The sequence below is a fragment of the Arthrobacter sp. NamB2 genome (assembly GCF_005281365.1).
Lineage (GTDB): Bacteria > Actinomycetota > Actinomycetes > Actinomycetales > Micrococcaceae > Arthrobacter_D.
The window spans coordinates 1-24171 of record NZ_SZWI01000007.1 but is presented as its reverse complement, the minus strand read 5'-3'; the positions used below and the strand labels follow the sequence as shown (position 1 = coordinate 24171).

Here is a 24171-nt window from a genome sequence, read left to right as displayed (position 1 = left end):
CCGATCAGATATTGAAGCCGAGTGCCCTCATCTGGTCGCGGCCGTCCTCGGTGATCCGCTCGGGACCCCACGGCGGCATCCACACCCAGTTGAGCCGCCACTCGTCGACGACGCCGTCCAGCGCCTGACCGACCTGCTCCTCGAGCACGTCGGTCAGGGGGCACGCGGCCGTGGTGAGGGTCATGTCGATCAGGAGGGCGCCGTCATCGGCGTACTTCAGTCCGTAGAGGAGGCCGAGGTCCACGATGTTCACACCGAGCTCCGGGTCGATCACGTCCCTCAGCGCTTCCTCGACGTCATCCAGCGCGGTCTGCGCCTGCTGCACATCACTCATCGCACTTTTCCTTTCGGGCGATTCGGCACGCGGACGTGCCGGTAATCCTGGTGGTCCTAGGCCTCGACCGCGGACTGGGCCGTGAAACGATCGTAGCCCTCTTCCTCGAGGCGGTCAGCGAGTTCCGGACCGCCCTCCTCGGCGATGCGCCCCGCGACGAACACGTGCACGAAATCGGGCTTGATGTAGCGCAGGATCCGCGTGTAGTGGGTGATGAGCAGCGTGCCCATCTCGCCCTTCGAGTGCTCGCGGTTGACTCCTTCGGAGACGACCTTGAGGGCGTCGACGTCGAGGCCGGAGTCGGTCTCGTCGAGGATCGCGAACTTGGGGCGGAAGAGCTCGAGCTGGAGGATCTCGACACGCTTCTTCTCGCCGCCGGAGAAGCCCTCGTTGACGTTGCGCTGGGCGAAGTCCGCATCGATACGGAGCTGCGCCATGGCCGTCTTGACGTCCTTGGTCCAGTGCCGCAGGCTCGGGGCTTCGCCGTCGAGCGCGGTCTTGGCCGTGCGCAGGAAGTTCGTCATCGTGACGCCGGGGACCTCGACCGGGTACTGCATCGCGAGGAAGAGCCCGGCGCGGGCGCGCTCGTCGACGCTCATCGAGAGGACGTCCTCCCCGTCGAGCGTGATGGACCCGCTGTCGACCTTGTAGCGGGGGTGGCCGGCGATGGTCGACGCGAGCGTCGACTTCCCGGAGCCGTTCGGACCCATGATCGCGTGGGTCTCGCCGGTGTTGATCGTCAGCGTGACGCCCTTGAGGATGGGGATGTTGCCCTGCTCGGTGTCGATGCTGACGTGCAGGTCCTTGATTTCAAGTGTGGACATCGTGTTCTTTCTCCTTCGCCTGCTGTGCAGGAAGTGTGCAGGAAGTACGTGGGTCGGCGGCAGCTAGCCGAGCTGCGGCGCGGGTGCTCCATTGGTGACCGTCGTGACGTCGACGTAGACGTTGCCGTCGTGGATCTCGAGTGCGAAGACGGGAACCGGTTCGTAGGCAGGGAGCTGCAGGGGAGCCCCGCTACGGAGGTCGAACTGCGAGCCGTGGCCCCAGCATTCGATCGCGCATCCCTCGACATCGCCCTCGGACAACGAGATGTCCGCGTGCGAGCACGTGTCTCCCAGCGCGTGGATCTCGCCGTCCGAATCACGCACGACAGCGACGGGGTAGTCGTCGATCAGCACCCGCAGCGCCTGCTTGACCTGGATGTCGTCGACGCTGCAGATCAGTTCCCCGCGGGGTGCATCCGCCATCAGAGGTTGCCCGCCGCGAGTTCGCGCTCGACCGACTCGGAGAGCCGCTCCTCGAGGGCCGGCACCTTGATCTGCTGGATGACCTCGTTGAGGAATCCGCGGACCACGAGCCGGCGTGCAGCCTTCTCGGGGATACCGCGCGCCATGAGGTAGAAGAGGTGCTCGTCGTCGAACCGGCCCGTGGCGCTGGCATGGCCCGCACCCTCGATGAGGCCCGTCTCGATCTCCAGGTTCGGTACCGAATCCGAGCGCGCACCGTCCGTGAGGATCAGGTTGCGGTTCGTCTCGTAGGTATCCGTCCCCTCGGCGGCCTTGCGGATCAGGACGTCGCCCACCCAGACGGTGTGCGCGTCCTGGCCCTGCAGTGCACCCTTGTAGGTCACACGCGACGTGCAGTTCGGGACGGCGTGATCCACGAGCAATCGCTGCTCGAGGTGCTGGCCCGCATCCGCGAAGTACAGTCCGTACATCTCGACCTCGGCACCGGTGGCGGTGAAGATCGACGACGGCGTGAGGCGCACGAGGTCGCCGCCGAGGCTTACGACCACGTGCTTGTAGCGGGCGTCCCGACCTACCTTGGCCTGCTGGGAGGAGACGTGCACGGCGTCGTCGTTCCATTCCTGGACGCTGACGACGGTCAACTCCGCGCCGTCGCCCACGATGATCTCGACGTTCTGTGCGAGCGTGGCGGAGCCGGAGTGATCCAGGACCACGACGGCTTTCGAGAAGGCCTCGGCGTTGATCAGGATCTGCTGGGCTGCTGCCTCCATCGCCGAGCCGGTGACGCTCACCGTGACCTCGCCGTCCGCAACCGTCTCCTTCGGGATGGTGATCACGGTGGCTTCGGTGAACGCGTTCCATGCCGCTGCGGACACGCGGTCCTCCGGCGTCGCGGCGGTGCCCAGGCGGGCGTCGTCCCGGCCGACCGTCTCGACCGTGACGTTCCCGGCACCCGTGACGACGACGGAGGGAGCCGTACCGGTGAGGGCATCGGTGTGCAGCCCGCGCAGGCGCTTGAGCGGCGTGAAGCGCCAGTCCTCCTCGAGGCCCGTCAGCGTCGGGTAGTCCGCGAGGTCGAAGGACCTGCGGCGCTCCCCGCGCGATGCCTCGGGGATGACGGGGGCGTTGCCGTGGCTGTGCTCCTTGAGCCCGAACTGCTCGCTGCCCGTGTTCTGGGCCGAGAGCCGCTCGCCCTCTTCGGTGAAGCCGTCGATCGAGGCCGACGCCGCGGCGCCCGACGGTGCCCCTAGGCGGGCCTTCTCGTCGAGGTCGCCGAGATCGGTGACCTCGCCCTCAGGGGCGGTGTTGGGTGAAAATTCCGTGTGAGTGGTCTCAGCCATTGCTAGCCTACGGCCCCTTCCATCTGCAGTTCGATCAGCCGGTTCAGCTCGAGCGCGTATTCCATCGGCAGCTCCCGTGCGATCGGCTCGATGAACCCACGCACGATCATCGCCATGGCCTCGTCCTCGGGGAGTCCGCGGGACATCAGGTAGAACAGCTGCTCCTCGCTGACGCGTGACACCGTCGCCTCATGCCCCATCGTGACGTCGTCCTCGCGGATGTCCACGTAGGGATACGTGTCCGAGCGGGAGATCGTGTCCACCAGGAGCGCGTCGCAGCGCACGGTGTTCGCGGAATGCTTGGCGCCCTCACGGACCTGGACGAGCCCGCGATAGGCGGCCCGCCCGCCACCGCGTGCCACGGACTTCGAGATGATCGAGGACTTCGTGTTCGGCGCGATGTGCACCATCTTCGATCCGGTGTCCTGGTGCTGTCCCTCGCCGGCGAAGGCGATGGAAAGCGTCTCGCCCTTCGCGTGCTCCCCCACCAGGTACACGGCCGGGTACTTCATGGTGACCTTCGAGCCGATGTTCCCGTCGATCCACTCCATGGTGGCGCCCTCGTGCGCGATGGCCCGCTTGGTCACCAGGTTGTACACGTTGTTCGACCAGTTCTGGATGGTGGTGTACCGGACGCGTGCGCCCTTCTTCACCACGATCTCGACGACGGCCGAGTGCAGGGAGTCCGATGTGTAGATCGGAGCGGTGCAGCCCTCGATGTAGTGCACATAGGAGTCCTCGTCGGCGATGATCAGCGTGCGCTCGAACTGGCCCATGTTCTCGGTGTTGATCCGGAAGTAGGCCTGCAGGGGGATCTCGACGTGTACGCCCTTGGGGACGTACACGAAGGAGCCGCCGGACCAGACTGCCGTGTTCAGCGACGCGAACTTGTTGTCGCCCACGGGGATGATCGTGCCGAAGTATTCCTTAAAGATCTCCGGGTGCTCGCGCAGCGCGGTATCGGTGTCGAGGAAGATGACTCCCTGGCGCTCGAGGTCCTCACGGAGCTGGTGGTAGACCACCTCGGACTCGTACTGGGCCGCGACGCCGGAGACGAGGCGGGCACGCTCGGCCTCGGGGATGCCCAGCTTCTCGTAGGTGGTGCGGATGTCCTCGGGGAGGTCCTCCCACGTGTTCGCCTGCTTCTCCGTGGAACGCACGAAGTACTTGATGTTGTCGAAGTCGATGCCGGAGAGGTCGGCGCCCCAGGCGGGCATCGGCTTGCGGTCGAAGTACTTGAGACCCTTGAGGCGGAGGTCGAGCATCCACTCGGGCTCGTTCTTCTTGGCCGAGATGTCGCGGACGACTTCCTCGCTGAGCCCACGGCGAGCGTTGTCGCTGGCCTCGTTCTTGTCGGCCCACCCGTACTGGTAGGTGCCGATGCCCTCGAGCTCGGGGTTCTTCTCGAGGATGTCATTGATCACCGACTCCGGCACTGCCGATGCAGCTGGCTTGCGGTCTACTTGATCCGTCATCACGGCCTTCCTTGCTGATGGATGGATAACGTTGCTGGGTTGCTGGGGGAAGCCGCATCCGCTGCCGCCTGATCGACGGCCGGCGTGGATGCTTCCGGGCCGGCAGGAGCCGGAGCCGTCGTCGTCCGTCCCAGGGGTATGTGGGTTGTGCAGACATGACCGCCGCTGGCCAGGGTCGAGAGGCGGCGCACATCGACGTCGAGCAGGCGGGCGAAGACGCCGGTCTCCTGCTCGCAGAATGCCGGGAACGCGGAGGCGAGTCCCTGGATGGGGCAGTGCCCCTGGCACAACTGGACGCTCAGCATCACGGGTCGGGAGACTCCCGCGGTCCGGCTGCCCCCGCCCTGCGGAAGGCCCACCGTCTTGGTCGATCCGACGAAACCATCGGTCGTCAGCGCGCCGGCGAGCGCGTGGGCACGGGCCTCGAGGTCGGGACCAGCAGCTTCGACGATAGGCCGGTAGCGCTCCTCCATGCCGGCGAAGCGTGTCCGCGCGAACTCCTCGATGGCCTCGGGTCCGGCCGCTTGCCCGAGCTGCGCCAGGGCGGCAGTCGCGATGTCGAGGTAGTCGTTGCCCATCTTGGTCTGGCCGCGTTGGCTGAGCACGTAGCGACGGGCCGGCCGACCGGCTCCGCTGGCCGAGCTCCGCACGCGCTTGACCTCGATCAGGCCGTCGGAGGACAGCGCATCGAGGTGACGGCGCATGGCGGCGGGGGTGAAACCCAGGCAATCGCCGAGTTCGGCGGCGCTGACCGGACCCCTCTCCAGCACGGCCGACAGGACCCGGTCACGGGTCCGCTCGTCCGGATCCGGCGAGACGATCTGGGCTGTCCGCTCGGACGACGTGCCACCCGGGTTCGAGGTCGTGCGAGCCGACGCGGTGAGAGGGGAAACTGCCACCGACACGGCAGCACGGGCTGATGCGGTCACGATCCATTCCTCCCGTAGGCGACAAAATACACAACATAATCATGACCTAATGTATTCCGGCCCACCACTTAGGTGAGGCTTCCCATTCGGCCCCGCTGCCCTCCTACTACCTGACGTAGAATAGTGCCGTGCCGACAACTCCCTCCGCCCTCGTCATCGACGGCCTGATCAAGGACTTCGGTCCCGTCGGTTCCCTCGACGGCAGGATGGTGCGCGTGCTCGATGGCGTGAGCCTCAGCGCCGCACACGGCGCCGTGACGGTACTGCTGGGAGCGAACGGGGCCGGGAAGACGACGACGCTGGAGTGCGCCCAGGGTCTTCAGCGCGCCGACGGCGGCACGATCAGGCTGCTCGGCGAGGATCCCCACCGGGCGAGCCCGCACCTGCGTGCGCGCGTGGGCGTGATGCTGCAGGACGGCGGACTCCCACCCTCCGTACGGCCGCTCCCCCTGTTGCGCCACGTCGCGTCCATGTACAGCTCCCCCTTGCCCGTCGACGCGCTGGCCGAGCGCCTCGGGCTCGACGAGTTCGGCGCGGTCTCCATCCGTCGGCTGTCGGGCGGTCAGAAGCAGCGCCTGGCCCTCGCGTGTGCGCTCGTGGGAAGGCCGGAGGTCGTGTTCCTGGATGAGCCGAGCGCGGGGCTCGACCCCCAGTCCCGCACGATCGTGTTCGACCTCATCAACGAACTGCGCGCCGACGGCCTCGCCGTCATCCTCACCACCCATCTGCTCGACGATGCGCAGAAGCTCGCCGACTACGTCTACATCATCGAGAGCGGCCGCACCGTGGCGGAGGGCACTGTCGCCGAACTGACGGCCGACACGGACGCCGACGGGATGCGCGAGCTCCGTTTCGACACGGTACCGGGACTCATGCTCCCTGCGGACCTTCTCCCCCACCTGCACCAGCGTGAGCCGGAGCCCGGCCAGTACGTGCTCCGCGGGGCGCTCACAGCCGACGACGTCGCGCAGCTGGCTACGTGGTGGGCCTCCCTCGGTGTCATGCCGACGGCCATCGCGATGGCGCCGCGGTCTCTGGAGGACGTCTTCCTCGACATCTCCGGACGGAGCATCCGATGAGTACGAGGGCAGGAGTGCCGTCACGCCCCGCTGCGCCCGGCGAAGCGCAGGGAATCATCGGCGGAAGCGCCGCTCCGCTGCCGACGCGCGTCCTGCGACACGGCGCCTACGAGGCGCTGGCGATGCTCCGCAACGGCGAGCAGCTCGTCCTGGCGATCGTCCTGCCGCTGCTCGCGCTCACCGGGCTCGTCCTCACTCCCCTGCTCGACGCATACGGATCGAGCCGCATAGACGTTGCCGCGCCGGGCGTCCTCGCGCTCTGCACCATGTCCACCGCGTTCACCGGCCAGGGCATCGCGACGGGCTTCGACCGCCGGTACGGCGTGCTGCGCTTCCTGTCGACGACACCACTGGGCCGCTCGGGCCTCATCCTGGGCAAGGCGGTCGCGGTCGCGGTCGTGCTGGCCGTCCAGCTCGTCGTGATCGGTGGCACCGCGGCCCTCATGGGGTGGTCGCCGCGGCCGGAGGGCATCCTGCCGGCGGCCCTGCTCCTGCTGATCGGTTCCGCCGCGTTCACCGCCCTCGGGCTCCTCGTTGCGGGCACCCTCCGTCCCGAGGCGACCCTCGCCGTCACCAACCTCGTCTGGATCCTGCTGGCTGCTGCGGGTGGCGTGATCATCCCCGCAGCCGCCCTGCCGGCCGCGGCCGAGCCCTTCGTCGCCGTGCTTCCCTCCGCCGCTCTGGGTGACGGGCTGCGGCACGCCCTGGCGGACGGCTTCCTCGATCCCATAGCGTGCCTCGTGCTTCTCGCCTGGGCCGCTCTCGCTAGCCTGGCGGCCATCCGCTGGTTCAAATGGAGCTGACCATGACCCTTCCCGCGCTCTCCCGCCTCAGGAACAACCTTCCCCGAACAACGACGCCGTCGGTGCGCAGACTGGCAGTGGCCTCGCTCGTCTCGCAGATCGCGATCGTGGTCACCGGAGGGGCGGTACGCCTCACCGCTTCCGGTCTCGGCTGCCCCGAGTGGCCGCGCTGCACGCCCGACTCCCTCGTGACCACCCCGGAGATGGGGTTCCACGGCGTGATCGAATTCGGGAACCGGCTCCTGACCTTCGTGCTGGTCCTCATCGCCGTCGCCATGATCGTCTCGGTGCTCGGCATGAGGCGCGAGCGCAAGGACCTGTTCCGGCTCTCCATCGGGCTTTTCCTCGGTATCCCCGCCCAGGCCGTCATCGGCGGGATCACGGTCTGGACGGGACTCAACCCGTGGGTCGTCGGTCTCCACTTCGTCGTCTCGATGGTCCTGGTCTCCCTGGCTACCGTCCTCGTGAACCGCGCGCGGCTCACCACCGAGCAGTACCGGGCCGACACGGGACCCGTGGGCTCACCCCTGATGCGGCAGCTGCTCGTCACGTCAGCCGTGCTGACGTCGCTCGCTGTGCTGCTGGGCGTCGTCGTGACCGGGTCCGGGCCGCATGCCGGTGACCACGGGGCTGCCCGCAACGGCCTGGACTCCGACCTCGTGACCCGCGTGCACGCCCTCCCGGTGTACCTCCTGGTCGCCACGGTGGTCCTCGCTGTGGTGGTCGCCTACCGGTCCGAGGCGCACCGCACGCTGCGGAAGCCGGTCATGATGCTCGCCGCCGTCGTCCTGGTACAGGGTGCCATCGGCTATACGCAACACTTCCTCCACCTGCCCATCGCGCTGGTGGCCCTCCACATGCTCGGCGCGTCCCTGCTCATGGCCGCGGCGGTCCATGCCCTGTACTCCGGCACGACGCGCAAACCCTTGCCGGGCACCGCTGCTGACACCAGGCTGCCCCAAACCGTCTCCTAGGACTCGGTCTCTCCCAGGGCCCGGCCAGCCCCGCCGGACTACCGTTCAGGACGCCAGGCCTCGGGAGTTGTCCTTCCGCGCACCGGGGGCCGGAGTTCCGACCCCCGGAAGGGAGCTCGCCCTGTCCTAGGCGGGATCGTTTTCATGTTTCGTCGAGCGATGGCCCGCCACTGCGGCGCGGACGTCGCCCTCTTGGTGGCCGTCCTTCTTCCCGAAGGGCAGCATCTTCAGCAGCGGGTGCACGACGGCCATCACCACGAGGCCCCAGGCGGCGCCGAGGATCGCAGAGCACAGGGTGTTCACCAGCCAGGCCAGGGCACCGCCGGCGACGGCGATGCCGGCGACGGGAGCTTCGAGGCTGTGGACGACGTCGTAGGGCAGGTGCCAGCCGAGGTCGTAGGCCCCCTGGAGCATGATGTGACCGCCGACCCACAGCATGGCGATCGTGCCCACGAGGGTGATCGCCGCGAGCACGGACGGCATCCCCTTGACGAGGAGCTCTCCGAACCGCTGGGAGCCCGCAGAATCCTTGGTGGTCAGGTGCAGTCCGATGTCGTCCATCTTCACGATGAGCGCGACTGCGCCGTACACGAGCACGGTGATGGCGAGAGCTACGACGACGAGGATGAGCGCGCGGGCCCACAGGGACTCCGTCGCGACCTCGTTCATCGAGATCACCATGATCTCGCAGGACAGGATGAAGTCCGTCGTGATCGCACCCTTGGTGACCTTGGCCTCTGCCTCCGGGCCGCGTTCCACGGCCGGAGCCTTCTCCTCGTGCGCGGAGTGGCCGCGGAGCTTGTGCCATACCTTCTCGGCGCCCTCGTAGCAGAGGTAGGTCCCGCCCAGCATGAGGATGAAGGGAATGACCCCGGGTATGAAAGCACTGATGAGCAGCAGAGCCGGCAGGATGATCACGAGCTTGTTCCGCAGCGAACCCCAGAAGATCCGCTTGATCATCGGCAGCTCGCGGGACGGATCGGCGCCCGACACGTACTGCGGCGTGACAGCGGCGTCGTCGATCACCACGCCGGCGGCCTTCGCCCCTGCTTTCGCCGCCCCGGCAGCGACGTCGTCGACCGAGGCGGCCGCTATGCGCGCCAGGGCAGCGACGTCGTCGAGCAGGGCGACGAGGCCGCCGCTCACAGCCGGCCTCCGCACTGCTCGAGTGCGAACGGCTGACAGGGAAGGCCATGGGGGCGCGTGATCGGCATGCTCGAATTATACGGTCGGAGGACGCCTGCCGACGGGCAGCCTCGACCTACCAGGGAGGCACCGCGAGTCCCCGGGCAGCCGCCGCCCTGGATCCGTGACGTCGGCATCGCCGACGGGCAGACCGTCCCGAGGGAGGGTGCGCGTCCGTCAGTCGTCGCCGAACTCCGACTCGAGGACGTCGAGGAGCCTGCCCAGTTCCCGGAGTTCCGAGCCCGGGCTCGGCAGCAGGGGCGGGCGCGGATCGCCGGCCGCGACCCCGCAGGCCCGCGCCAGCAGGTGCAGCCCGCTGATCTTGCGCAGGCCGGCGACGTGGTCGACGAGGGGTGCGAGCACGTGGCGCACGCGGTCGACTTCGTGCTGGTCGCCGGCGACGACCGCTGACCGGAGCCGGGCGTAGTGCACCGGCAGGAGGGCGGCAGGGCCGCTGTGCCACGCGTCCGCGGCGATCTCGCCCGTCATCATGAGGAGGTCTCCGCTGACCCCGTGGCTGAGGACGCCGGGAACGAGCGCCGAGAGTGCGGCGTGCCGTGCGTTGAACGTCGCGGCATCGGCGGCCGTGTCCTTGAACGCGACGACCTCAGGGAGGACCGACAGCTCTGCGACCACCTGGAGCGAATAGTCGAACTGCGTGGTCCCCGGGTTGTTGTAGAGACAGACCGGCAGGTCGGTCGCTGCGCAGACGGCACGCACCTGCGTCTTCACCTCGTCGTCGGTGAGGGGGACGTAGGAGACCGGTGACAGAACCAGCCCGGAGGCGCCTGCCGCCTGGGCGTCGACGGCGGCGTCGAGAACCTCGCGGGTACCCACCGAGCTGATGCCGACGGCTACCGGAAGGCGACCGCCGACTGCTTCGATGGCCGTCCGCGCCACTGCGGATCGTTCGGCCCGGTCGAGGTAGGCGAAGCTGCCCGACGAGCCGAGCACGGTGATGGCGTCGACTCCGGAGGTCGCCAGTCCCTCGACGAGACCGCTGAGGGCTTCGTGCGAGACGCTCCCGTCCGCGGAGAAGGGCGTGACGGGGTACGCGATCAGTCCGGTGAAGTCCATGAGTGCCAGCCTAGGGGCGAGCGAGCCGAATCGCTGCAGCGAACACCATTGCGCAGTCAGCTGGTCCGACCAGGGCCGATCAGGGCAGGAGCGCCGATCCGACGAAGGGATCGACGGCGAGACCGAGGAAGAGCACGGTCAGGTAGCTGATGGAGCCGTGGAAGACCTTCATGGCTGCCTTATTGCTCAGTTCCCCCTGCTGCGCGAGCGAGTACAAGCGGTGCGACTCGCGGATGAACCACGCACCTCCGACGAGCGCCGCCACGGAGTACACCCAGCCGGCTCCTGCGGGGATCAGCAGGAGCGAACAGGCGACCATCGCCCATGCGTAGAGGACGACCTGCACGGACACGACCCTGGCACCGGCGATCGCTCCGAGCATGGGGACGCTCGCCGCGTTGTAGTCGTCGCTGTACTTCATGGACAGCGGCCAGTAGTGCGGGGGCGTCCAGAGGAAGATGATCAGGAACAGGACGACCGCGGGCCACTCGACGGAATTGGTGACGGCGGCCCACGCGATCAGGACGGGCATGCAGCCGGCCGCTCCACCCCATACGATGTTCTGCGGCGTGCGGCGCTTGAGCACCAGGGTGTAGACGACCACATAGAGGAAGATCGCTGCGACACCGAGCATGCCGGCCAGCGGATTGGCCCCGAACCAGAGCACGGCGATCGCGACGACACCCAGGATCCACGAGAAGACGAGTGCCTCGCGGGGCGTGATCTCTCCCGTCACGAGCGGACGGTTCTCCGTGCGGTGCATCAGCTTGTCGATGTCGCGGTCGATGTAGCAGTTGAAGGCTCCTGCGCTACCGGCTGCGAGGGCTCCGCCGATCATGGTGGCGAGGATCAGACCGAGCGGAGGGAAGCCGCCCTGGGCGAAGATCATGGTTGGAAGAGTGGTGACCAGGAGAAGCTCGATCACGCGAGGCTTCGTCAGCGCGAGGTAGGCCTTCGCTTTGCGGCCGAAACCCTGACGGGCCTGCGGGGAACGTGCCGGAGCAGGAGCCTGCTGGGTCTTCACAAGGCAACACTTTCGTTTCTTCCGGAGTTAAAGACACCCTCATCATACCCTTTTACGCTGTGTAGAAATCGGCGCGCTCGTCCGTCCTGACGATCCTTGCCGAGGCGCGACCCGCGTGGGAGCGAAGCGGGGCCGCAGAGGGTCCTGCTCCCTCCTTCGCGCCACCGTCCGTGCCGGTGCGCATCCGCGGACGCGAAGCGTCAACGCTGCGCCGGCAATCCGCCGCTGGGAGGGATGACCCGAGAAGCAGCTGCGTGACCACGAAAAGTGACGCACGACATTCTTCGACACCCACGCCGCAACTCAGGGCGGAAGGGATAGTGTGGATTCGAAAGCCCGCTGTGGAAGCATGCCCGGAATATGTCGTCCGGGGTTCGTGCTGTCTCCGCTCGGAGCCGAACTTCGCAGGATTCAACGGTGAACGGCCAGCCTGACGGCGTGCCTGGAGGCACTTCCCCGTCAGCGACCGTTCCGCACAGAGAGGGGCCCGGAAACGTGCCACAGACGCAAGAGCAGGAACTGACCTGGACCGAGCTCGACCAGAAGGCGGTCGACACAGTCCGTATCCTCGCGGCGGACGCCGTCGAGAAGGTGGGCAACGGGCACCCAGGAACGGCGATGAGCCTGGCGCCGGCGGCCTATCTCCTGTTCCAGAAGCTGATGCGTCACGATCCGTCGGACCCCGAGTGGACCGGCCGCGACCGGTTCGTCCTCTCCCCCGGCCACACGTCGCTGACCCTCTACATCCAGCTCTACCTGTCCGGCTACGGGCTCGAGCTCGACGACCTCAAGGCGCTGCGCACGTGGGGATCGCTCACGCCGGGCCACCCGGAGTACCGCCACACCAAGGGCGTCGAGATCACCACGGGCCCGTTGGGCCAGGGTCTCGCGACCTCGGTCGGCTTCGCATACGGCCAGCGCCGCCAGCGCGGCATGTTCGACGCCGATGCACCCGCAGGCACCAGCCCCTTCGACCACACCATCTGGGTCATCGCCTCCGACGGCGACCTGCAGGAGGGAGTGACCGCCGAAGCGTCCTCCCTCGCGGGCCACCAGGAGCTCGGCAACCTCGTGGTGCTCTACGACGAGAACCACATCTCCATCGAGGACGACACCGACATCGCGTTCACGGAGGATGTACTCAAGCGCTACGAGGCCTATGGCTGGCACACGCAGCGCGTCGACTGGACCAAGACCGGCGAGTACGTCGAGGACGTCGCCGAGCTGTACTCCGCCCTCGTGGCCGCGAAGAACGAGACCTCCAGGCCGAGCATCGTCTCGCTGCGCACCATCATCGGCTACCCTGCCCCGAACAAGCAGAATACGGGCAAGATCCACGGCTCGGCGCTGGGCAAGGACGAGCTGGTGGGCCTCAAGAAAGCCCTCGGCTTCGACCCCGAGAAGCACTTCGACGTCGACCCCCAGGTCCTCGAACACGCACGCGGCGTCGTCCGGCGTGGCGCTGAGGCACACAGCGCGTGGCAGGAGGGCTTCGATTCCTGGAAGGCCGGCCACGCCGACGAGGCAGCCCTGCTCGAGCGCATCCAGGCGCGGACGCTGCCGGAGGGCTGGGAGGCCAGCCTCCCGACGTTCGAGTCCGGCAAGGACATGTCCACCCGCGCGGCGTCCGGCAAGGTGTTGACAGCCATCGGACCCGTTCTTCCCGAACTCTGGGGAGGCAGCGCGGACCTCGCGGAGTCGAACAACACCACGATCGAGGGCTCGCCGTCGTTCATCCCCCCGAGCCGGCAGACGAAGGCCTGGTCCGGCAACGAGTACGGCCGTGTCCTGCACTTCGGTATCCGTGAGCACGCCGCCGCCGCGATCGTCAACGGCATCGTGATGCACAGCAGCACGCGGGCGTTCTCCGGCACCTTCCTGATCTTCAGCGACTACCAGCGTCCTGCCGTCCGTCTCGGTGCACTGATGGGCGTCCCGGCGATCTACGTCTGGACCCACGACTCGATCGGCCTCGGCGAGGACGGCCCCACGCACCAGCCCGTCGAGCAGCTGTCCTCGCTGCGCACCATCCCGGGGCTCGACGTCGTGCGCCCCGGGGATGCGAACGAGGTCGCCATCGCCTGGCGGACGATCCTCGAGAACACCGAGAACCCGGCGGGCATCGTCCTGACGCGCCAGAACATCCCCACCTACGAGCGGGGCGAGGGCGCGGCCGAGGGAGACACCTTCGGGTCGGCCGAGGGGGTCGCCAAGGGCGGCTATGTCCTCGCGGAAGCGAAGAACGGCTCCCCCGACGTCATCCTGATCGGTACCGGGTCGGAGGTGCAGCTCGCCGTGGAGGCCCGCGACGCACTCGAAGCGCAGGGCATCTCCGCGCGCGTGGTGTCGATGCCGTGCCTCGAATGGTTCAACGCACAGGACGCCTCCTACCGCGAGAGTGTCCTCCCACGCACCGTCCGCGCCCGCGTCTCGGTCGAGGCCGGAGTCTCGCAGAGCTGGCACGGCATCGTGGGCGACGCCGGCCGTAGCGTCTCGCTCGAGCACTTCGGCGCCTCCGCCGACTACAAGACGCTCTACCGTGAGTTCGGCATCACGGCGGACGCCGTCGTCGCTGCAGCCAAGGACTCGCTCGAGGCCGTGGCCGCCGATCCGCTGGCGCTGAACGGCACCTCGGCGATGCCGTCCGGTCACCGCGCCACCGAGACCGGCGACCAGCAGTAAGTCAGCCCCATCCGTCAGACCCGTCCAGCACATACTTCCGCGCAAGCGGACAAGGAGCACACCATGACAACACCCACAGCTGACCTCTCGGCCGCCGGCGTATCCATCTGGCTCGACGATCTCTCCCGGGAGCGCATCAACTCGGGCGCCTTCAAGCACCTCATCGAGGACCTCAACGTCGTCGGCGTGACCACCAACCCGAGCATCTTCGCCGCAGCGCTGAAGAAGGGCGAGTCCTACGCCTCGCAGGTAGGCGCACTCGCCGAGGCCGGCGCCGACGTTGACCAGGCAGTCTTCGACATCACCACCCACGACGTCGCGCAGGCCTGCGACATCTTCGCCGAGGAGGCCAAGCGCACCAACGGTGCCGATGGCCGTGTCTCCATCGAGGTCGATCCCCGGCTGTCCCGCGACACCGCGGGAACGGTAACCGAAGCCAAGCGCCTGCACGCAAAGGTGCAGCGCACCAACGTGCTGATCAAGATCCCGGCAACCGTCGAGGGTCTCGAGGCCATCTCGTCGACGCTCGCGGCGGGCATCAGCGTCAACGTGACGCTGATCTTCTCCCTCGAGCGCTACCGCGCCGTCATCAACGCCTTCATGGTGGGCCTGGAGCAGGCGAAGGAGAATGGCCACGATCTGGCCAGGATCCACTCCGTCGCCTCGTTCTTCGTCTCCCGCGTGGATGCGGAGATCGACGCCCGGCTCGACGCGATCGGGACCGACGAAGCGACGGCGCTCAAGGGCAAGGCAGGCCTCGCCAACGCGCGTCTCGCCTACCAGGTCTTCCAGGAGCAGTTCTCCTCGGAGCGCTGGCAGGTCCTGAAGGCCGCGGGCGCAAACGCACAGCGACCCCTCTGGGCCTCCACGGGCGTCAAGGACCCCAACCTGCCGGACACCCTGTACGTCGCCGGTCTCGTCGCACCGGATGTCGTCAACACCATGCCCGAGAAGACGCTCGAAGCCATGGCGGACCATGGCGTCGTCGAGGGCGACACCATCACCGGCACGTACGACGAGTCCAACGACATCCTGAACAAGCTCGATGCCATCGGCATCTCCTACGACGAGGTCGTCGAGCAGCTCGAGACCGAGGGCCTCGACAAGTTCGTCACCAGCTGGTCGGAGCTCCTCGAGACCGTCCAGACCGCACTCGACGCTTCGAAGGGCTGATCCCGATGGGCTCATTCGCTCTCACCGCGTCGGGGGCGGCGCTCGCCGCCGTCGATGCGGCCGTGCCCGCGCTCGTGAGTGACCGGTTCGCCTCACGACTCATGGCGAAGGACTCCACCCTCTGGGGCGCCGACGCCGAGTCCGAGGCGTCGATCCGCCTGGGCTGGCTCGATCTGTTCGAAGGTTCGCGCGCCCTCCTGCCGGAGATCGCGGGCCTGCGGGCGGATCTCCAGGCCGAAGGCGTCGACCGCATCGTGCTGTGCGGCATGGGCGGGTCCTCGCTCGCGCCGGAGGTCATCACCAAGGAAGCGGGCGTCGAGCTCGTCGTGCTCGACGCCACCGACCCGGAGCAGGTCCGGACGGCCCTCGAGGAGGACCTCCAGCGCACTGCCATCGTCGTGTCGTCGAAGTCGGGTTCCACCGTGGAGACGGATTCGCAGCGCCGCCTCTTCGAACAGGCATTCAGCGACGCGGGCATCGACGCCGCCTCGCGCATCATCATCGTCACCGATCCGGGTTCTCCGCTCGACGAGGCTTCCCGGAAGGCCGGATACCGCAAGGTGTTCAACGCCAACCCCGAGGTGGGAGGCCGGTACTCGGCCCTGACGGCCTTCGGTCTCGTACCGTCCGGCCTCGCAGGCGCGGACATCGAGGCACTCCTGAACGACGCCGAGGACAGCGCCGAATTCCTGGGTGACGACACGACCGACAACGTGGGACTGCAACTCGGCGCCGTCCTCGGCGGCACGAATCCGCTGCGGGACAAGATCGTGTTCGCCGACGCCGGCTCGGGCCTGCCCGGGTTCGCGGACTGGGCGGAGCAGCTCATCGCGGAATCGACCGGGAAGCTCGGCACCGGACTGCTTCCCGTCGTCGCCACCCTCGACGCGCCCGAACTGGCTGACGTGGCGGACGACGTCCTGCCCGTGATCCTGGCTCCGTTCGACGAGGCGCCCAGCGACGAGGCCACCGAGGGTACGCGCGTCACCGTCAGTGGCACCCTGGGCAGCCAGCTGTTCGTCTGGGAGTACGCCGTCGCCGTCGCGGGACGCCTGCTGGGGATCAATCCGTTCGACCAGCCCGACGTCGAGGCAGCGAAGAAGGCCGCCCGCGGCCTGCTGGACGCACAGCCGGAACCGGTCCCTGCCGCTTTCGTCGACGGCGCACTGGAAGTGCGTGGCGACGCCGGCCTGCTCGGTTCGTCGAGCACGGTCGCGGAAGCCCTCGAAGCGCTCCTCGCAGCCCTGCCCGCCAATGGCTACCTGTCCGTGCAGGCCTACCTCGACCGTCACCATCAGGCGTCCCTCGAGGAGATCCGCTCGCCGCTCGCTGCAGCCACCGGGCGCCCGGTGACCTTCGGCTGGGGACCGCGCTTCCTGCACTCCACCGGGCAGTACCACAAGGGCGGTTCCCCTATCGGTGTGTACCTCCAGCTGACGGGGGCAAGCAGCACCGACCTCGCCATCCCGGACCGGCCCTTCACGTTCGGGCAGCTCATCTCCGCCCAGGCCGCCGGTGATGCGCAGGTGCTCGCGGACCACGGACGCCCCGTTCTCCGCCTCCACCTCACGGACCGCGCTGCAGGAGTTGCACAGCTCCATCACGTCATCTCCTCCCTTGCCGTGCGCGGCGAGGACCGGCACGAGAACGGGTGAGCATGCCAGAAAGCACCACGGCGAAAGCCGCGAACCCCCTGCGTGACTCGCGCGACAGGCGGCTGAGCCGGATCGCCGGACCATCGTCGCTCGTCCTGTTCGGTGTCACCGGGGATCTCGCCCGCAAGAAGCTCATGCCCGCCATCTACGACCTCGCCAATCGTGGGCTGCTGCCGCCGAGCTTCGGGCTCGTCGGTTTCGGCCGACGTGACTGGACCGACGAGGAGTTCGTCGAACAGGTCAAGGACTCCGTCACGCGCCACGCGCGGACGCCGTTCAACGACACGGTGTGGGAGCAGCTCTCGGCGGGGATCCGATTCGTGAAGGGCAATTTCGACGACGACGAGGCATTCAAGAACCTCAAGGAGTGCATCGAGGAGCTGGACCAGAGCCGGGGCACGCGGGGCAACCACGCGTTCTACCTCTCTATCCCGCCCAACGCGTTCGAGTCGGTGTGCCAGAAGCTGTCCGAGCACGGGTTGGCTCAGCCCGACGCCGGCCAGTGGCGCCGTGTCGTCATCGAAAAGCCCTTCGGTCACGACCTCGCGTCCGCCCGCGAGCTCAACAGCATCGTCGAGGAGGTCTTCCCACCCGATGCCGTCTTCAGGATCGACCACTACCTGGGCAAGGAGACGGTCCAGAACATCCTGGCACTGCGCTTCGCCAACCAGCTCTTCGAACCCCTCTGGAACGCCAACTACGTCGACCACGTCCAGATCACCATGGCCGAGGACATCGGCATCGGCAGCCGGGCGGGGTACTACGACGGCGTGGGGGCGGCCCGCGACGTCATCCAGAACCACCTGCTCCAGCTGCTCGCCCTGACGGCGATGGAGGAACCGATCTCGTTCGACGCCAACCACCTCCGGTCGGAGAAGGAGAAGGTCCTCGCGGCCGTCTCCCTGCCCGAGGATCTCGCGGGACGCTCCGCCAGGGGCCAGTACGAGGCCGGGTGGCAGGGCGGTGAGCGTGTGAACGGCTTCCTCGAGGAGGACGGCATACCGTCCGACTCGACCACCGAGAGCTTCGCGGCGCTCCGTCTGGACATCAACACGCGCCGGTGGGCCGGTGTTCCGTTCTACCTGCGGGCCGGCAAGCGGCTCGGGCGCAGGGTCACGGAGATCGCCGTCGTCTTCAAGCGTGCTCCCAACCTGTTGTTCCGTGACCACAACGAGGAGGACTTCGGGCAGAATGCCGTCGTCATCCGGGTGCAGCCCGATGAGGGCGTGACCATCCGGTTCGGCTCCAAGGTGCCCGGCACCCAGACCGAGGTCCGCGACGTGACGATGGACTTCGGCTACGGCCACTCCTTCACCGAGTCCAGCCCCGAGGCCTACGAACGACTCATCCTCGACGTCCTGCTCGGCGAGCCGCCGCTCTTCCCCCGACAGGAGGAGGTGGAGCTGTCATGGAAGATCCTCGACCCGTTCGAGAAGTACTGGGAGTCGCTCGACGGGCAGCCCGAGCCCTATGTGCCGGGTAGCTGGGGTCCCGCATCCGCTGACGAGCTGCTCGCAGCCGACGGACGAACCTGGAGAAGGCCATGATCGTGGAGCTGCCGGACACCACCACCTCGAAGGTGTCGAAGGAACTGATGACGATGCGCGAACGCGGTGGCGTCGTCGCACTGGGACGCGTGCTGACCCTGGTCGTCATCACGAAGTCCGGCTACGAGGAGGAGGCGATCGACGCAGCCAACGAGGCCAGCCGGGAACACCCCTGCCGTATCATCGTCCTCGCTGAAGGATCGGCCGATGAAGCGACGCGCCTCGACGGGCAGATCCGGGTCGGCGGTGACGCCGGCGCGTCGGAGGTGATCGTGCTCCGCGGATACGGCGAGCTCTCGGACGAGAACGAGTCCCTCGTGTCAGCCCTCCTCCTGCCGGATGCACCGATCGTCGCCTGGTGGCCGCACGGCGTGCCCGAGGCCGCGTCCCAGACCTCGATCGGCAGCATCGCCCATCGGAGGATCACCGATTCTGCCAATGAGGAGGACCCGACGGCCGCGCTGTTCAACATCAGCAGCACCTACACCGCCGGGGACACCGACCTGGCCTGGACGCGCCTGACCAACTGGCGGATTCAGCTCGCAGCGGTCCTCGACCAGGCGGAAGGCGATCAGCGAATCACCGCGGTGGCGGTCGAAGGCGCATCCGACTCGCCCAGCACCGTGCTCCTGGCCGCCTGGCTGGCGAAATCGCTCGACGTCCCGGTGAGCATCGTGGCCGGACCCGCGGGAACGGGCCTCAAGCGCGTGCTCCTGTCCGGGAGCGGTGGGGACATCGAACTGCACCGTCCGGGACACGATGTCGCGGAACTGCACCAACCGCACCAGCCGATCCAGCGCATCTCCCTTCCACGGCGCAGCCTGCGGGACTGCCTGGCGGAGGAGTTGAGGCGGCTGGATCCGGACGAGGTCTTCGGGGAAGTCATCACGGAGGGTCTCGCCCGAACCAACCTAAGGAGCGTGGAAAACGCGTGAGCGCCGAACCGAAAGTCAGCATCCATCCGTCCCAGACGTCCCTCGCGGCGGCGGTCGCCGCGCGACTGATCACACGGCTGGTCGACGTGCAAAGTGACCGCGGAACGGCGACGGTGGTCCTCACGGGCGGCTCGATCGGTACCGCGGCACTCCAGGCAGTGGTCGAGTCCCCGGCGCACACCGCCGTCGACTGGGCCAACGTGCACTTCTGGTGGGGCGACGAGCGCTTCCTGCGCGCGGAGGACGCGGACCGCAACGCCGTGCAGGCGCGTGCGGCCCTTCTGGACCGCATCGCCGTCGACCCGGTGAAGGTGCACGAGTTCGGCTCGAAGGACGAGTTCCCGGACGAGGACGCGGCTGCGGCCGACTACGCAGAGCAGCTGGCAGCGGCGGCCCGGGCGGAGCTCGCGGCGGATGGCGACACCGTCCAGCCCGATCCTCGCCTCCCCCGCTTCGATGTCCTCCTGCTGGGCGTCGGACCGGACGCGCACGTCGCGTCCCTCTTCCCCGAGATGGCGGGCATCCGGACCAAGGGGGTGACGACGGTGGGCGTCCCCGATGCGCCCAAGCCGCCGCCGCAGCGGATCTCCCTGACCCTCGAGGCGATCAACACCGCGCAGGAAGTCTGGCTGTCCGTCAGTGGCAGTGACAAGGCAGGGGCCGTGGGGCTCGCCCTCGCCGGCGCCGGCCACGTGCAGGTGCCTGCCGCCGGCGCACGCGGCGTGAAGAAGACCCTGTGGCTGATCGACCAGGACGCCGCCCAGAAGCTGCCCGGACGCCTGATCGACCACCATGACGAGTCCTCGGACTCCTAGTTCCCGCCCGCGGTACACCGCACGACGACAAAGCCCCCGCTTCCGATGGAAGCGGGGGCTTTGTCATTGTGCGGGAGAGTTAGGCCTACGACTCACCGGCGAAGCGCTGGAGGAGACCCAGGGCGACGATGACGACGCCCCACGCGAGACCGAGGGCCACCGTGAAGCGGTTGAGGTTGCGCTCGGCTACGCCCGAGGAGCCCATGCTCGAAGTCATGCCGCCACCGAACATGTCCGACATGCCGCCACCACGGCCCTTGTGGAGCAGGATGAGCAGGGTCAGCAGCAGGCTGGTGATCCCGAGCAGGACAAGCAGGATGATACGAATGATTTCCACGGGGCCCTTTCAAGGCTCGATAGCCGCTCTGTGGAGCGGCCGGCGCACGAAACTAGTCTGTTACCAGATGCTGTTCGAACCTGACAATACTAGCAAACTCGGACACATCGAGGCTCGCACCGCCGACCAGGACCCCGTCCACGTCACGCTCCCTCAGGATGCTCGCGGCGTTCGCGGCCTTCACCGAGCCGCCGTACAGCAGGCGTGCCGTCGAAGCGGTCGCGGAGTCGAACAGTTCTGCCAGCTCCGCGCGAATCGCGGCACACATCTCCTGTGCGTCCTCCGGACCAGCCACTTCTCCCGTGCCGATGGCCCAGACGGGTTCGTAGGCGACAACGAGTGACGACGCCTGCTCGGCCGAGAGCCCCGCGACGCCCTGGCGCAGCTGCTCGAGCGTGTGCGGTACGTGCGAGCCGGCCTGCCGGACCTCGAGGCCTTCGCCGACGCAGAGGACGGGAACGAGTCCGTGCCGGTACGCGGCGTGCACCTTGCGGTTGAGCAGCTCGTCCGACTCGTGGTGGATGGTGCGGCGCTCCGAGTGGCCGACCAGCACGTAGGTGCAGTCGAGCTTCGCGAGGAACTGGCCGGAGATGTCTCCGGTGTAGGCTCCGGAGTCCTCCGGAGAGAGGTCCTGGCCCCCGTAGACGAGTTCCAGGTTGTCACCCTTCACGAGGGTCTGGACGCCCCGCAGATCGGTGAAGGGGGGAAAGACGGACACCTCGACGCGGGAGAAGTCGTGGCCGGCGTCATCCAGGGTCCAGGCCAGCTTCTGCAGGAACGTGATGCCCTGCATGTGGTCCAGGTTCATCTTCCAGTTGCCCGCGATCAGCGGACGGCGGTCGAAAGCGCCATTTGTCGAGGTGGTCATCGTCGTACTCCATCTGTTCGTTCCATGACGGCGGGATCCGCACGGCCTGGGCCGTGGGATCCCGCCACTCCTGCGCCCGGTGCCGGGCGGCTGGTCCTACCGGTGCTGCACCTGCCCGGCTTGAGACCGGGCCCGGCCATCGACCGCCCTGCTAGTCGCGAGCCAATGCGGTCAGGCCCGGCAGCTCCTTGCCCTCGAGATATTCGAGGCTCGCCCCGCCTCCGGTCGAGATGTGCCCGAAACGGTCGTCGACGAAACCGAGGCCGCGCACGGCAGCAGCGGAGTCGCCCCCACCCACCACGGTGAGCGCGCCGCTCGCCTGCGCGTCGACGAGTGCCTGGGCCACCGCCCGAGTACCACTTGCGAAGGCCTCGAACTCGAAGACGCCCATCGGGCCGTTCCAGAAGACGGTCTTCGCCTCGGCGATGTTGGCGGCGAAATCCTCGCCCGTCGCCGGCCCGATGTCGAGCCCGATGCCGGAGGCACCGTAGGTGCCCGACTCCATGGCGTCGGCCGCGACCACGCTGTGACCGGCATCGGCGGCGAACCTCTCGGCCACGACGATATCCGTCGGCAGCACGAACTGGGTCCCGTCCCGTGCCCCCCGCTCGAGATACCCGCGGACGGTGTCGATCTGGTCCTTCTCGAGCAGGCTCGCGCCCACCGCGTGACCCTGGGCCGCGAGGAACGTGAACACCATCCCACCGCCCACCAGGATCCGGTCGGCCGTGCCGATCAGGTTCTCGATGACGGCGAGCTTGTCGGACACCTTCGAACCCCCGAGAACGACGACGAAGGGCCGCTGCGGGTCCTTCGTCAGCCTCTCGAGCACCACGAGTTCAGTCCTGACCAGGTCACCCTGGTAGGCCGGGAGCAGTGCAGCGACGTCGTACACGCTGGCGTGCTTCCGGTGGACAGCTCCGAAGGCGTCGTCCACGTAGGCGCCGTCGTCGCCCGCCAGCGCAGCGAGCTCGACCGCGAATGCCTTGCGCTCGGCGTCGTCCTTGCTGGTCTCGCGCGCGTCGAAACGCACGTTCTCGAGCACCAGCACCTCACCGTCGCCGAGTGCCGCCGCAGCACTGCGGGCCCCCTCCCCCGTGGTGTCCGGCGCGAGGGTCACCGGGAAGTCGGCGAGCCCGCGAAGCGCATCGACCGCCGGCTTAAGCGAATACTTCTCCTCGGGCGCACCCTTGGGGCGTCCGAGGTGCGCCATGACGATGACGGCGGCTCCTGCCTCGCTCAGCTTGCGCAGAACGGGCAGCGAAGCTCGCACGCGACCGTCGTCCGTGACCCTCTGCTCCGGGACCTCGCCCTCCAGGGGCACGTTGAGGTCCGAGCGGACGAGGACGCGACGTCCCCGTACCCCTTCGGCGAGGAGATCGTCGAGTGATGCGTAAGCCACGTGCGGTCCGCCTAGGAGAGCTTGGCGGCGACGATTTCGGTCAGGTCGACCAGGCGGTTGGAGTAGCCCCACTCGTTGTCGTACCACCCCACCACCTTGACCTGGTTGCCCAGCACCTTGGTCAGGCCGGAGTCGAAGATGCACGACGACGGGTCGGTGACGATGTCCGACGAGACGATGGGGGCATCCGTGTAGGAGAGGTAGCCCTTGAGGGAACCGTCCGCTGCCGCAGCCGCGTACGCAGCGTTGATCTCGTCGACCGTCGCCTCACGGTTGAGGGTGACCGTCAGGTCGGTCGCGGAGCCGGTGGGGACCGGGACGCGGATGGCGTAGCCGTCGAGCTTGCCCTTGAGTTCCGGCAGGACGAGGCCGATCGCCTTGGCCGCTCCGGTGGAGGTGGGAACCATGTTGATCGCTGCTGCGCGGGCGCGGCGGAGGTCCTTGTGGGGGCCGTCCTGCAGGTTCTGGTCCGCCGTGTACGCGTGGATCGTCGTCATCAGGCCGCGCTCGATGCCGAAAGCATCGTTCAGCACCTTGGCGAGGGGGCCCAGGCAGTTGGTGGTGCAGGAGGCGTTCGAGATGATGTGGTGGTTCTCGGGGTCGTAGTCTCCGTCGTTGACGCCCAGGACCACGGTGATGTCCTCGTCCGATGCCGGTGCGGAGATCAGGACCTTCTTGGCGCCGGCATCGATGTGCTTCTGCGCATCGGCCGCCTTCGTGAAGAAACCGGTCGATTCGATGACGATGTCGACACCGAGGTCGGCCCAGGGGAGGTTGGCGGGATCGCGCTCGGCCAGCACCTTGACGCGCTTGCCGCCGACCACGAGGTCACCGCCGTCCACCTCGACGGAGGCCTTCAGGCGACCGGTGACGGAGTCGTACTTCAGCAGGTGGGCGAGGGCCTCGGGGCTCGTCAGGTCGTTGACGGCAACGATCTCGAGGTCGGCACCCTGCTCGAGGGCCGCGCGGAAGTAGTTGCGGCCGATGCGGCCGAAGCCATTGATTCCAACACGAGTAGTCACTGGTTTCCATCTCCTTCATAGGTGGTGCCGCCGGCCGACCCTTCTCGGGCGGCGCCGGCGACGAATAAATCTGGTACCGGGCACACCTTCGTGCCGAAATCAATCGGGGTCCTGCTGGCTCCCTGGAGAGCGGTGTCCTCGTCGGAGCCGTGCGGGGATGGGTCCCTGCACGGCTCCAACCTTACTCAGCGCGGCGTTCCCGTACCCACTCATGACGCGGGTTGCCGTGAACGGACGGGCATGGTGCCGTTGCCGTCGGTGTTGTTGC

22 protein-coding genes are annotated in these 24171 nt (G+C 67.8%); 9 read left to right on the top strand and 13 right to left on the bottom strand.

Annotated elements, in window-relative coordinates:
- Window positions 1-4 precede the first annotated feature (4 nt).
- From FDK12_RS12415 to FDK12_RS12390, 6 genes are all read right to left on the bottom strand, one after another.
- Entirely contained in the window at window positions 5-334 is a 330-nt protein-coding gene (locus tag FDK12_RS12415) for a metal-sulfur cluster assembly factor (protein ID WP_104118689.1), read from the bottom strand.
- Between the two features lie 56 nt (window positions 335-390).
- On the bottom strand, window positions 391-1158 hold the full coding sequence (gene sufC, locus FDK12_RS12410) for a Fe-S cluster assembly ATPase SufC (RefSeq protein WP_104118688.1): 768 nt from the start codon (window positions 1156-1158) through the stop codon (window positions 391-393).
- 63 nt (window positions 1159-1221) lie between these two features.
- A complete protein-coding gene (locus FDK12_RS12405; protein ID WP_104118687.1) occupies window positions 1222-1581 on the bottom strand; it encodes a non-heme iron oxygenase ferredoxin subunit in 360 nt (119 codons plus the stop codon).
- On the bottom strand, window positions 1581-2921 hold the full coding sequence (gene sufD / locus FDK12_RS12400) for a Fe-S cluster assembly protein SufD (RefSeq protein WP_137369861.1): 1341 nt from the start codon (window positions 2919-2921) through the stop codon (window positions 1581-1583). The genes FDK12_RS12405 and sufD overlap by 1 nt, the downstream gene beginning before the upstream one ends.
- Before the next feature lie 2 nt (window positions 2922-2923).
- Complete coding sequence (sufB, locus tag FDK12_RS12395) at window positions 2924-4396, bottom strand: Fe-S cluster assembly protein SufB (RefSeq protein ID WP_137369860.1); 1473 nt, start codon at window positions 4394-4396, stop codon at window positions 2924-2926.
- Window positions 4396-5217: a helix-turn-helix transcriptional regulator gene (locus tag FDK12_RS12390; protein WP_137370002.1), complete on the bottom strand. Its 822-nt coding sequence runs from the start codon at window positions 5215-5217 to the stop codon at window positions 4396-4398. Before FDK12_RS12390 ends, sufB begins: the two co-directional genes overlap by 1 nt.
- 236 nt (window positions 5218-5453) lie before the next feature.
- Here FDK12_RS12390 and FDK12_RS12385 point away from each other — a divergent pair, with 236 nt between their 5' ends.
- From FDK12_RS12385 to FDK12_RS12375, 3 genes are read left to right on the top strand one after another with little or no spacing between them, the layout of a single operon-like run.
- The gene (locus tag FDK12_RS12385) at window positions 5454-6404 is read left to right on the top strand and encodes an ABC transporter ATP-binding protein (protein ID WP_223263262.1); all 951 of its coding nucleotides are present in this window, start codon (window positions 5454-5456) and stop codon (window positions 6402-6404) included.
- A complete protein-coding gene (locus FDK12_RS12380) occupies window positions 6401-7207 on the top strand; it encodes an ABC transporter permease (RefSeq protein ID WP_104118684.1) in 807 nt (268 codons plus the stop codon). The genes FDK12_RS12385 and FDK12_RS12380 overlap by 4 nt, the downstream gene beginning before the upstream one ends.
- Window positions 7208-7209: 2 nt before the next feature.
- Window positions 7210-8181 carry a COX15/CtaA family protein gene (locus FDK12_RS12375; protein WP_137369859.1) on the top strand — a complete coding sequence of 324 codons (972 nt, stop codon included), beginning with the start codon at window positions 7210-7212 and terminating at the stop codon, window positions 8179-8181.
- Window positions 8182-8307: 126 nt separating this feature from the next.
- On the opposite strand, the gene FDK12_RS12370 is transcribed toward FDK12_RS12375, so the two are convergent.
- The 3 genes from FDK12_RS12370 to FDK12_RS12360 form a co-directional block, all read right to left on the bottom strand.
- The gene (locus tag FDK12_RS12370) at window positions 8308-9327 is read right to left on the bottom strand and encodes a DUF808 domain-containing protein (RefSeq protein WP_137369858.1); all 1020 of its coding nucleotides are present in this window, start codon (window positions 9325-9327) and stop codon (window positions 8308-8310) included.
- Window positions 9328-9543: 216 nt separating this feature from the next.
- On the bottom strand, window positions 9544-10443 hold the full coding sequence (locus FDK12_RS12365) for a dihydrodipicolinate synthase family protein (protein ID WP_137369857.1): 900 nt from the start codon (window positions 10441-10443) through the stop codon (window positions 9544-9546).
- Window positions 10444-10522: 79 nt separating this feature from the next.
- On the bottom strand, window positions 10523-11467 hold the full coding sequence (locus FDK12_RS12360; protein ID WP_137369856.1) for a heme o synthase: 945 nt from the start codon (window positions 11465-11467) through the stop codon (window positions 10523-10525).
- A gap of 495 nt (window positions 11468-11962) precedes the next feature.
- Between FDK12_RS12360 and tkt the strand changes: the two genes are divergently transcribed.
- The 6 genes from tkt (at window position 11963) to pgl (ending at window position 20274) form a co-directional block, all read left to right on the top strand.
- Entirely contained in the window at window positions 11963-14149 is a 2187-nt protein-coding gene (gene tkt, locus FDK12_RS12355) for a transketolase (RefSeq protein ID WP_223263261.1), read from the top strand.
- Window positions 14150-14212: 63 nt separating this feature from the next.
- Window positions 14213-15322: a transaldolase gene (gene tal, locus FDK12_RS12350; protein ID WP_137369854.1), complete on the top strand. Its 1110-nt coding sequence runs from the start codon at window positions 14213-14215 to the stop codon at window positions 15320-15322.
- A 5-nt stretch (window positions 15323-15327) separates the two neighbouring features.
- On the top strand, window positions 15328-16977 hold the full coding sequence (locus FDK12_RS12345) for a glucose-6-phosphate isomerase (RefSeq protein WP_137369853.1): 1650 nt from the start codon (window positions 15328-15330) through the stop codon (window positions 16975-16977).
- A 2-nt stretch (window positions 16978-16979) separates the two neighbouring features.
- Entirely contained in the window at window positions 16980-18524 is a 1545-nt protein-coding gene (gene zwf / locus FDK12_RS12340) for a glucose-6-phosphate dehydrogenase (protein ID WP_137369852.1), read from the top strand.
- Window positions 18521-19459 carry a glucose-6-phosphate dehydrogenase assembly protein OpcA gene (locus FDK12_RS12335; protein ID WP_137369851.1) on the top strand — a complete coding sequence of 313 codons (939 nt, stop codon included), beginning with the start codon at window positions 18521-18523 and terminating at the stop codon, window positions 19457-19459. Before zwf ends, FDK12_RS12335 begins: the two co-directional genes overlap by 4 nt.
- Window positions 19456-20274, top strand: coding sequence for a 6-phosphogluconolactonase (pgl, locus tag FDK12_RS12330; RefSeq protein ID WP_137369850.1), 819 nt, complete (start codon window positions 19456-19458; stop codon window positions 20272-20274). The genes FDK12_RS12335 and pgl overlap by 4 nt, the downstream gene beginning before the upstream one ends.
- 85 nt (window positions 20275-20359) lie before the next feature.
- Here the strand turns inward: pgl and secG are convergent, their stop codons facing one another.
- The 4 genes from secG to gap form a co-directional block, all read right to left on the bottom strand.
- Window positions 20360-20611, bottom strand: a complete 252-nt coding sequence (gene secG, locus FDK12_RS12325; RefSeq protein ID WP_104118673.1) for a preprotein translocase subunit SecG — start codon at window positions 20609-20611, stop codon at window positions 20360-20362.
- A 52-nt stretch (window positions 20612-20663) separates the two neighbouring features.
- Window positions 20664-21479 (bottom strand): triose-phosphate isomerase, encoded by an 816-nt coding sequence (gene tpiA / locus FDK12_RS12320; protein ID WP_137369849.1) that lies wholly within the window; start codon window positions 21477-21479, stop codon window positions 20664-20666.
- A 151-nt stretch (window positions 21480-21630) separates the two neighbouring features.
- The gene (locus FDK12_RS12315) at window positions 21631-22881 is read right to left on the bottom strand and encodes a phosphoglycerate kinase (RefSeq protein WP_137369848.1); all 1251 of its coding nucleotides are present in this window, start codon (window positions 22879-22881) and stop codon (window positions 21631-21633) included.
- An 11-nt stretch (window positions 22882-22892) separates the two neighbouring features.
- A complete protein-coding gene (gene gap / locus FDK12_RS12310; RefSeq protein WP_104118670.1) occupies window positions 22893-23903 on the bottom strand; it encodes a type I glyceraldehyde-3-phosphate dehydrogenase in 1011 nt (336 codons plus the stop codon).
- Window positions 23904-24171: the final 268 nt, after the last annotated feature.

Bases quoted from the DNA above. Each gene is read 5' to 3' on its own strand.
- FDK12_RS12335 (WP_137369851.1), top strand. From the start codon at position 18,521: ATGATCGTGGAGCTGCCGGACACCACCACCTCGAAGGTGTCGAAGGAA.
- FDK12_RS12345 (WP_137369853.1), top strand. From the start codon at position 15,328: ATGGGCTCATTCGCTCTCACCGCGTCGGGGGCGGCGCTCGCCGCCGTC.
- sufC (WP_104118688.1), bottom strand. From the start codon at position 1,158: ATGTCCACACTTGAAATCAAGGACCTGCACGTCAGCATCGACACCGAG.
- FDK12_RS12380 (WP_104118684.1), top strand. From the start codon at position 6,401: ATGAGTACGAGGGCAGGAGTGCCGTCACGCCCCGCTGCGCCCGGCGAA.
- tpiA (WP_137369849.1), bottom strand. From the start codon at position 21,479: ATGACCACCTCGACAAATGGCGCTTTCGACCGCCGTCCGCTGATCGCG.
- sufB (WP_137369860.1), bottom strand. From the start codon at position 4,396: ATGACGGATCAAGTAGACCGCAAGCCAGCTGCATCGGCAGTGCCGGAG.
- FDK12_RS12415 (WP_104118689.1), bottom strand. From the start codon at position 334: ATGAGTGATGTGCAGCAGGCGCAGACCGCGCTGGATGACGTCGAGGAA.
- FDK12_RS12365 (WP_137369857.1), bottom strand. From the start codon at position 10,443: ATGGACTTCACCGGACTGATCGCGTACCCCGTCACGCCCTTCTCCGCG.
- FDK12_RS12405 (WP_104118687.1), bottom strand. From the start codon at position 1,581: ATGGCGGATGCACCCCGCGGGGAACTGATCTGCAGCGTCGACGACATC.
- sufD (WP_137369861.1), bottom strand. From the start codon at position 2,921: ATGGCTGAGACCACTCACACGGAATTTTCACCCAACACCGCCCCTGAG.
- zwf (WP_137369852.1), top strand. From the start codon at position 16,980: ATGCCAGAAAGCACCACGGCGAAAGCCGCGAACCCCCTGCGTGACTCG.
- tal (WP_137369854.1), top strand. From the start codon at position 14,213: ATGACAACACCCACAGCTGACCTCTCGGCCGCCGGCGTATCCATCTGG.
- FDK12_RS12375 (WP_137369859.1), top strand. From the start codon at position 7,210: ATGACCCTTCCCGCGCTCTCCCGCCTCAGGAACAACCTTCCCCGAACA.